The sequence below is a fragment of the Pseudomonas sp. P5_B2 genome (genome assembly GCF_056400445.1).
Genome location: NZ_JBFULH010000170.1, coordinates 1 through 8,265, shown reverse-complemented (window position 1 = coordinate 8,265; position 8,265 = coordinate 1). Strand labels below are relative to the sequence as shown.

The following is an 8,265-nucleotide window of genomic DNA, read 5'->3' as shown; positions in this document are numbered from 1 at the left end:
GAGCAGGGACTGCTGCGCAGTCCAACGGGGGCAAGCCCCCTCGCCACAAAAGCTTCCTCGCCACAAAAACGCGCTCACTTCAAAGGACTGTTATGACCACTGATGCTTTCGCACCTCTGCAAACCCTTGCGGCTCAGTTGCTGCCCCACGCGCTGGAACCCGCAGAGGACGGCGCCCACGACCTCTCGCACTTGCAGCGGGTCTGGCACAACGTGCGCACGATTCATGCGCAAGAAGGGGGCGATCTTGAGGTGCTGCTGGCGGCAGTGCTATTGCATGATTGCGTGGCGGTGGAGAAGAACTCGCCGCTGCGTTCGCGCGCATCGCGACTGGCCGCTGAGAAAGCATCTGCCGTGTTGGCAGACTTGCATTGGTCCCGCGTAAAAATCTGCGCGGTGGTCCATGCCATTGAAGCTCACAGCTTCTCCGCCAACATTCCCGCTACGTCGCTCGAAGCGAAAATCATGCAGGATGCCGACCGCCTCGATTCCCTCGGTCTGCTCGGTGTCGCGCGCACGTTCTACGTTGCCGGGCGCATGGGCAGCGCGTTGTACGATCCACAGGATCCGGAAGCCAAGCACCGGGACTACGACGACACACGTTTTTGCCTCGACCATTTCCAGACCAAGCTGCTGCACCTGGCGGACGGTTTCCAGACACCGACCGGTCGACGTCTCGCGCAGATCAGGCATGAGCGGTTAAAGGGTTTCATGGAGCAGTTCAAGGAAGAAATCGGCGTCGACTGAAGCAGACCTGCAGGCCTGGACCGTTCGTCATTCATCAGGCACCAATCCAAATTGCGGACGGACCAATATCAGGTAGAGACTCTATAAACGGAGACGATGCCATGTTCATGTCCAGGTTGACCGCCCTTGCTCTCACCTCACTGCTGTCCTGCGCCGCGTTCGCTGAAGGAACAGGCCCGACCAACCCGGTCGAGGGCCCGAAAGCGCCCGCCGTCCAGAGTGCACCCAGCATGAACACCAACGGCACCGGGGTCGACAGCAGCCTGCCGCCCACGACGGGCACTGACCCACGGATTCAGGGCAATGACGCGGGCCGCCAAGGTGGACTGAACATGCCCGACACCCAGACACCCGATAATGCCGGCGGCATCGGCTCGAAAACCACCACCGGTGGCTCGGGTTCCGAGGGCGGTGCCAATCAATAGCTCACCCACGCGAGCGACCTCTCCACACCCATCAAGAGGTAAGCATGAACGACGATAAAAACCTGGAAAAAGAAGTCCTGATCCGCCTGTTGCATGCCCACCCAAGTGGCTTGGGCAAAGAGGTTCTGGACAATTATCGGGGGGAGAAAATCGTGGCCAGCACCCTCGCCGCCCTGCAGGATAGAGGACTGATTCAACACGGCCATGTGAGCTGCAATGAGGCTGGCGAGCACACAGTGAATCTGCCGATCAAACTCAGCAGTGCCGGGGTTGAGGCGGCTCGCAAGCTGGATAGCTGAATACGCTCGGTAAAATTCAGGATTGTTGTTGAATTTACTGGCCCCATCGCGAGCAGGCTCGCTCCCACAGGAGGATTTGTGATCGACACAGATCCACTGTGGGAGCTTGCTCGCGATGGCGTTGGCAAATCCAACACTAATGCCTCAGACCCACCGCTTTCGCGGGCAAGCATGCTCCTACCCGTAACGGGGTATCAGCGCTGTTTCAGGCGGTCAATGACCACAGCCAGCAACAAAATCGATCCGCGAATTACATACTGGTAAAACGTGTCGATGTTCTTCAGGTTCATCGCATTCTCGATAATCGCCAGAATCAACACCCCGGCAATCACATGCCGAATCATGCCGATCCCGCCGCTCAGCGACACCCCGCCCAACACACAGGCCGAGATCACGGTCAGCTCAAAACCCTGGCCAATCATCGGCTGCCCGGACGTCATGCGCGACGCCAGGATCACCCCGGCCAACGCGCCAATCACGCCATGCACGGCAAAGATAATGATCTTGGTCCGGTCAACGTTGACCCCGGCCAGCAACGCTGCTTCCTGGTTGCCGCCGATGGCCATGGTGTTGCGCCCGTAGGTGGTGTAATTCAGCAGCCAGCCGAAAAACAGGAAGCAGACGATGGTGATCAGGATCGGTACCGGCACGCCAAACAACTGGCCGTTACCGAAGACGAAGAACTGCTCCTGCGACACGCCGACCGCTTTGCCGTTGGCGAAGATGTAAGCCAGACCGCGAACGATCTGCATGGTCGCCAGCGTGGTGATCAACGCATTGACCCGCAGTTTGGCAATCACGATCCCGTTGATCAGCCCGACAATCAGCCCCATCACCAGCGCGGCACTCACGCCGAGGAACACGCTGTCGGTGTCGCGCATTACTACCGCTGCGACCACGCCGGCACAGGCGATCACCGACCCCACCGACAGGTCAAAGTGACCGGATGCCAGGCAATACAACATGGTGCACGCCGCGATCCCCGTCGTGGAAATCGCCAACCCCAGGCCGCGCATGTTCAGTGGTGAAAGGAAGTTGTCGATCAGCAACGTACAGAGCACGAAGATCCCGACTGCCGCCAGCAGCATCACCCAGTCATCGAGAAAGCGCCGCAGGTCCAGAGGTTTACGCTGGGTCGGCAGTACGTTGTTTTGGGTTGTCATCATAGTCACCTCTCAGTTCGCCACGCCGTCAGCGCGTTGGCGCGGCAAAGCCAGTTGCAGCAGGTTGGATTCATTGGCCTCTGCGCGAGACAGCTCGCCGCGCATCGCGCCTTCGCAGAGCACCAGAATGCGGTCGGAAATACCCATCACTTCCATCAGGTCGCTGGACACCACGATCACCGCGATGCCGCTTTCGGCCAGGTTATGAATGATCTGGTAGATCTCGGCCTTGGCCCCGATGTCGATGCCGCGGGTCGGTTCGTCCAGCAGCAGGACTTTCATCGGCATCGACAGCCAGCGGCCGAGAATGGCCTTCTGTTGATTGCCACCGGACAGGTACATGATTTTCTGCTCGGCGCTCGGCGTCTTCACTTTCAGCGACTTGATATGTTTGTCGGCGTTGCCCTTCTCCCACAGACCGCGCAACAGGCAGCCGAAGGTGGAGTGGGCGCCGCGTGCACTGATGTTGATGTTCTCGCCGACACTGGCGAGCGGGATGATGCCCTCCTTCTTGCGGTCCTCGGGGCACAGCAGAATCCCGGCCGCAATCGCATCACGAGGTGAGCGCAGTTTCAGTTCATGGCCGCGTAATTCCAGGCGTCCGGCGGTGTTGCGTTCAAGCCCGCTAAGCAGACGGAACAACTCCGTGCGCCCGGCACCGACCAGTCCGAACAACCCCAGGATCTCGCCTTTGTGCGCCTCGAAACTCACCGGCTCGCGCAAGCCGGGGCCGAGTAGGCCATCGACTTTCAACGCCACCGCGCCACGCTTGCGAGGACGGTAATCGTAGATATCCTGAATATCGCGACCGACCATGCACGTCACCAATTGGTCGTGGGTCAGTTCACTCATGTCCTCGAACGTGTGCACGTAACGACCGTCCTTGAACACCGTCACCGCGTTGCAGATGCGGAACACTTCTTCCATGCGATGCGAGACGTACAGCACCACTTTGCCCTCATCGCGCAGGCGTCCGATGATCGCCATCAGACGGTCGATCTCGCGCGCCGACAGGCTGCTGGTCGGTTCGTCGAAGGCAATCACATGCGCGCCACGGGAAAGCGCCTTGGCGATTTCCACCAGTTGCCGCTGACCAAGGGACAGGCGCCCGACTTTCTCTTGCGGATCGATTTCATCGGCCAGGCCTTTGAGGCAAGCCAATGCTTGTTGGCGCAAGGCGCCGCGATTGATCAGGCCGAAACTGGCCGGCAGATGCCCGAGGAACAGATTCTCTGCCACGGTCATTTCGGGCACCAGGTGCAACTCTTGATGGATCACCGCGAYGCGGCTGGCGATGCTGTCGGCGGTGGACTTGAATGCCATCGTTTGCTCGCCGATCTGCAGGCTGCCACTGCTGGGCGTGTAAGCGCCGCCGAGGATTTTCAGCAGTGTGGATTTGCCGGCGCCGTTCTCGCCCATCAAGGCATGAACCTGCCCCGGATGGGCGACGAAGCTGATGTTGTCCAGCGCCTTCACCCCGGGAAAGGTCTTGCCGATCCCTTTGAAGCGCAGGCTGCCGCCAACGTTGTGTTCGTGTGTCTGTACTTGCGCGTGCATAAAACCACCTCTTTACAGGTCAGGCTGCCCCGTCACCGGGGCCACCGTTGAAATCAACCACGCCTCAGTTCCACAGGCCGATCTTTTCCAGTTCCTGCTTGAAGTTCTCGCGTGTGATCAGCGTCACGTCGTCCATCGCGGTGAATTTCGCCGGTTCTGTGCCGGTGGTGACCCACTCGTACATCATGCTGGCGGTGTTGTAGCCCTCGATGTGGGGGCTAGGCAGCATCGAGCCGAAGAAACCGCTGTTGGCTTTTTTCAGTTCGCCTATGGCGTCGGTACCATTGATGCCGATCCCGATGACATTGGCCGCCGCGAAACCCGCGCTTTCGGTGGCGCGAACGCCGCCGAGCACGGTGTTGTCGTTCATGCCGCCGATGATCAGGTTTTTCGCCGAGCCCGGCAGTTTCACCAGCGCCGAGTTGGTGGCGTCCATGCTGCCCGGTACGTCGAGGGTTTTCAGTGCCGAGAACAGGATGTGGTCTTTCGGCATGCCGGCGTCCTCCAGCGATTTGACAGAACCGTCGGTGCGTTTCTTGCCGGTGTCGAGTTCGTTGAAGGTGTTGATCACCGCGTAGGTGTCTTTCCATTCCCAGCCGCGTTTCTTCGCTTCGGCGGCCATGGCGGCGCCTTGTTTCTGACCCACTTCGAACGCGGCCATGCCGAGGTACGGAACGTCTTCCATGAACTTGCCACTGGCATCGACAAAGCGGTCATCGACGGCGATCACTTTCAAACCGTTCAGCTTGGCTTTGGCCATGATCGCCGGGCCCAGGGACACGTCGGGCGGGCAGATCACGAAGCCCTTGGCACCGTTGGCGGCGAGGCTGTCGATGGCCGAGAGGGTTTTCTCGCCATCCGGCACGGCGATCTTGATGAGGGTGAAGCCTTTCTCTTTCCCGGCCTTTTCGGCGAATGCCCATTCGGTCTGGAACCAAGGCTCTTCCGCTTGCTTGACCAGGAAACCGATTTTCACTTCCTCGGCCGCCAGCAGCGTACTGCTCAGGCTAACCGCGGTGACCGCCAAAGCGGCACAGCACAGGGAACGGATCCCACGACGACGATTCATAAGCTGACTCCTTGTTATTTTTTTTGAGCGTTATTTGCAGCCGGTAAAAACGATGAAGCAAATAGTCATATCGTATGATGATTGGATTTCAGACGAAGTTCCGCGCCTGAAAGCCGCTTTGCTCAGTCGTGATACATCACTGAGCGTCCACCATCGATGGTGATGCACGAGGCATTGATGAAAGGCGCTTCATCGCTGGCCAGGAATACGGCGGTCATGGCCACTTCAATCGGCTGCCCGATGCGACGCGGTGGATGCAAGTCAAGGGCGCGCTGACGCTCGGCGTGCGGGTCGGCAAAACCGTTCCAGTAATCCACGTTCAATTGGGTTTCGATGTAGCCCGGCGCGATGGCGTTGACGCGAATGCCCTTCGGCGCGTATTCGATGCCGAGTGCGCGGGTCAGGCCGAGCAAACCGTGCTTGGCCACCGGGTACGGGAAGCACCCCGGGATGATGTGGCTGGAATGGGTCGAAGCAATGTTGATGATGCTGCCGATGCCCTGCTCGATCATTTGCGGCAATACCGCCTTGCAACCGTACCAAGCGCCGTCGAGGTCAATGGCGAAGCAGCGATGCCAGTCTTCTTCGGTCATTTCCAGTGGGTCGCGGAATACATTGACCCCGGCGCAGTTGACCAATACGTCGATCCGGCCATGAAGGTCGACCGCGAGTCTGGCCATGGCGTGCAGGTCTTGCTGGCGCGATACGTCAGCCTTCAGCGCCACCACATCGGCACCATGTTCGCGCCAATACGCCGCGACTTGCTCGACTTTTTCAGCCTGGATGTCGCTGATGATCAGCTTCGCCTGTTGGCTTGCAAACGCCGCAACGATGGCCTCACCAATGCCCTGAGCGGCCCCGGTCAGCAGCACCACCTTGTTTTTCAGGCGCTCGCCCTTGGGCGGATCGGCCACCGGGGGCAAGGAAAGCGATTCAGCCATGAATCAACACTCCTTTTTGCAGGCACGACAAAAACCGGGCATCTGTCGATGTCCGGTCAAAAGACTGTTTGGAAAATCGCTGCATCACTTCACCTGTTTTGTTTTTTTAAGTGTGAGTGCGTGTAACTGATGGCCGACTATAAACCCGCCCACCAAATAATCTCAATATATAATTTTACATCCCATATTTTGGGACCTATCCAGCAAAACGTGTGCAGGGCTTTCCGGCTACATCCACTCGAATCGATAACACTGCGCCATCCAGTGGATGGTCGAGCGGGCTTGCAGCGCTGGTGATGTACAGGGTTTTCAGGTCTTCGCCGCCAAATACGCAACTGGTGGGACGGCTGACAGGCAGTTCGATGATTCGATCAGCATGACCGTCCGGAGTCAGCCGAAGCAAACAGCTGCCGTCCCAGCGGGCGTTCCACACATAGCCTTCGGCGTCCATCGCCGAGCCGTCGGGAACGCCACGCTTATCGGGGCCGAACCAAACGCAAGCGGTGTCCAGACTGCCGTCGGCATGGATGAAATACCGGTACAGCGTGGCGTCCAGGCTGTCGGCAAACAACAGCGTCGTCGCGTCATCGCTCCAAAGCAATGTGTTGGGAATCCCCAGCCCGCGAAGCAGTGGCGTTACCCGGGCATTACGGTCGATGCAAAACAGGCCGCCGGAACGACGCGTGACAGGCAAGTCATCGCCGTTTTCGCCAATATTGTTTTGCATGGTGCCGAGCCAGAGCCGGCCCTGCGCATCACAACGGGCTTCATTGGGGCGATTGCCGGGTTGCGGGTCGGCCACGCAGAGCAAGGTCAGGCGCGGCTCAAGGCCCGGTGAGTCGAGGTCCAGTCGATAGACGCCACTGCTCAACGCGACCAGCGCATCACCACTTTCGCAGGGGATGAACGCGGAGATATGTTCCGGCATTTCCCAGATCTGTACGTTGGCGCCGATCAGCCGAAGCGCTTGTTTGCCGGCGATATCGACCCAGTACAGCGCCTGCGTCGGCACGTCCCAGAAAGGGCCTTCGCCAAGCCGCGCACGGTGCTGGGTCAACGCATTCAACGTCATGAAACCTCCTGCCTTGTTCTTCTTTTTATGTGGGAGCGAGCCTGCTCGCGATAGCGGTGGATCAGGTGGCATCTATGTTGAATTTGATTCAGTCATCGCGAGCAAGCTCGGCTCCTACAAGGGAATTGTGGGTCAGCCGGCTTTTTTGTCGGCCATGACTTGCGGGTAGAAGCGTTTGATCGCCAGGTCTGCGTTATCGATCAGAGTCATGCAGGCCCACACCCCGCGCGCGGCGTCACGGGCGGCGATGGCATCGGCCATGTCTTTGTGAATAGGCAATGTGCGGCGCAGTTCGTCGGGGTCGGCAGCTGAGACTTCGAACGACACCGCGAGCAACGCGCCCAAGGCTGGGACCATTTGCTCAATGAACTGATTGTGGCTGGCGGCGAGGATGCACTCGTGGAATATCTGGTCCGCGCGGTTGTAATCGACACCGCTTTCAACTGCCCGCTCCAGCGCGTTGTAGGCCAGAAGCACGGCCTGCACTTGCTCGACCGTGGCCCGTTCACAGGCCCAGCGCACGGCCATGGGTTCGATGGTACGGCGCAGGTCGAGCAAATCGTCGACGAAGTTTTCCGGCAATCCGCTGCGTGACAGCCAACCGACGACTTGTGGATCGAAGAGGTTCCAGCGGCGCACCGGCAACACCCGCGTGCCGACTTTCGGCCCGACTTCGAGCATGCCTTTGGCGACCAGGGTTTTGATGGCTTCGCGGATGACCGTGCGACTGACACCGAGCTGCTCGCCCAGATCAGCTTCGACCTTGAGCGTGTCGCCGGGCTTCACCTGGCCAGCGGCAATCCAGCAACCCAGCCAATCAACGGTCGACGCATGAAAACTGCTGGACATGAAAACCTCGATGCAGGGCCGGCAAAAAGCCGTTCGCGATGGAGGTCTACGCTAATCATCATATGATTGAGTGTCAATTGGATTTTTTATGAGATTCAACGGCAGTCACAAATCAAATGTGGGAGCGGGCTTGCTCGCGAAGGC

Annotated in this window: 9 protein-coding genes; 3 read left to right on the top strand and 6 right to left on the bottom strand. The window is 59.2% G+C overall.

Going from position 1 to position 8,265, the window contains the following annotated elements:
- Positions 1-92 precede the first annotated feature (92 nt).
- The 3 genes from AC1DRJ_RS14685 to AC1DRJ_RS14675 all read left to right on the top strand — a co-directional run bounded on the left by AC1DRJ_RS14685 (position 93) and on the right by AC1DRJ_RS14675 (position 1,470).
- The gene (locus tag AC1DRJ_RS14685) at positions 93-746 is read left to right on the top strand and encodes an HD domain-containing protein (RefSeq protein WP_477802798.1); all 654 of its coding nucleotides are present in this window, start codon (positions 93-95) and stop codon (positions 744-746) included.
- A gap of 101 nt (positions 747-847) precedes the next feature.
- The gene (locus AC1DRJ_RS14680; protein ID WP_477802797.1) at positions 848-1,171 is read left to right on the top strand and encodes a hypothetical protein; all 324 of its coding nucleotides are present in this window, start codon (positions 848-850) and stop codon (positions 1,169-1,171) included.
- Between the two features lie 44 nt (positions 1,172-1,215).
- On the top strand, positions 1,216-1,470 hold the full coding sequence (locus AC1DRJ_RS14675; protein ID WP_477802796.1) for a hypothetical protein: 255 nt from the start codon (positions 1,216-1,218) through the stop codon (positions 1,468-1,470).
- Positions 1,471-1,664: 194 nt separating this feature from the next.
- On the opposite strand, the gene araH is transcribed toward AC1DRJ_RS14675, so the two are convergent.
- The 6 genes from araH to AC1DRJ_RS14645 form a co-directional block, all read right to left on the bottom strand.
- Entirely contained in the window at positions 1,665-2,633 is a 969-nt protein-coding gene (araH, locus tag AC1DRJ_RS14670; RefSeq protein ID WP_150780700.1) for an L-arabinose ABC transporter permease AraH, read from the bottom strand.
- A gap of 12 nt (positions 2,634-2,645) precedes the next feature.
- Complete coding sequence (araG, locus tag AC1DRJ_RS14665) at positions 2,646-4,190, bottom strand: L-arabinose ABC transporter ATP-binding protein AraG (RefSeq protein ID WP_477802795.1); 1,545 nt, start codon at positions 4,188-4,190, stop codon at positions 2,646-2,648.
- A gap of 64 nt (positions 4,191-4,254) precedes the next feature.
- Positions 4,255-5,259, bottom strand: coding sequence for a substrate-binding domain-containing protein (locus AC1DRJ_RS14660; protein ID WP_477802794.1), 1,005 nt, complete (start codon positions 5,257-5,259; stop codon positions 4,255-4,257).
- A 122-nt stretch (positions 5,260-5,381) separates the two neighbouring features.
- Positions 5,382-6,200 (bottom strand): SDR family oxidoreductase, encoded by an 819-nt coding sequence (locus AC1DRJ_RS14655; RefSeq protein WP_477802793.1) that lies wholly within the window; start codon positions 6,198-6,200, stop codon positions 5,382-5,384.
- Positions 6,201-6,396: 196 nt separating this feature from the next.
- Positions 6,397-7,272 (bottom strand): SMP-30/gluconolactonase/LRE family protein, encoded by an 876-nt coding sequence (locus AC1DRJ_RS14650; RefSeq protein WP_477802792.1) that lies wholly within the window; start codon positions 7,270-7,272, stop codon positions 6,397-6,399.
- A 132-nt stretch (positions 7,273-7,404) separates the two neighbouring features.
- The gene (locus AC1DRJ_RS14645) at positions 7,405-8,121 is read right to left on the bottom strand and encodes a FadR/GntR family transcriptional regulator (protein WP_477802791.1); all 717 of its coding nucleotides are present in this window, start codon (positions 8,119-8,121) and stop codon (positions 7,405-7,407) included.
- Positions 8,122-8,265 lie beyond the last annotated feature (144 nt).

What these genes read in the sequence shown, in the direction of transcription:
- AC1DRJ_RS14655 (WP_477802793.1), bottom strand. Translation starts at nt 6,200, where the DNA reads ATGGCTGAATCGCTTTCCTTGCCCCCGGTGGCCGATCCGCCCAAGGGC.
- AC1DRJ_RS14650 (WP_477802792.1), bottom strand. Translation starts at nt 7,272, where the DNA reads ATGACGTTGAATGCGTTGACCCAGCACCGTGCGCGGCTTGGCGAAGGC.
- AC1DRJ_RS14645 (WP_477802791.1), bottom strand. Translation starts at nt 8,121, where the DNA reads ATGTCCAGCAGTTTTCATGCGTCGACCGTTGATTGGCTGGGTTGCTGG.
- AC1DRJ_RS14680 (WP_477802797.1), top strand. Translation starts at nt 848, where the DNA reads ATGTTCATGTCCAGGTTGACCGCCCTTGCTCTCACCTCACTGCTGTCC.
- AC1DRJ_RS14685 (WP_477802798.1), top strand. Translation starts at nt 93, where the DNA reads ATGACCACTGATGCTTTCGCACCTCTGCAAACCCTTGCGGCTCAGTTG.
- AC1DRJ_RS14660 (WP_477802794.1), bottom strand. Translation starts at nt 5,259, where the DNA reads ATGAATCGTCGTCGTGGGATCCGTTCCCTGTGCTGTGCCGCTTTGGCG.
- araH (WP_150780700.1), bottom strand. Translation starts at nt 2,633, where the DNA reads ATGACAACCCAAAACAACGTACTGCCGACCCAGCGTAAACCTCTGGAC.
- AC1DRJ_RS14675 (WP_477802796.1), top strand. Translation starts at nt 1,216, where the DNA reads ATGAACGACGATAAAAACCTGGAAAAAGAAGTCCTGATCCGCCTGTTG.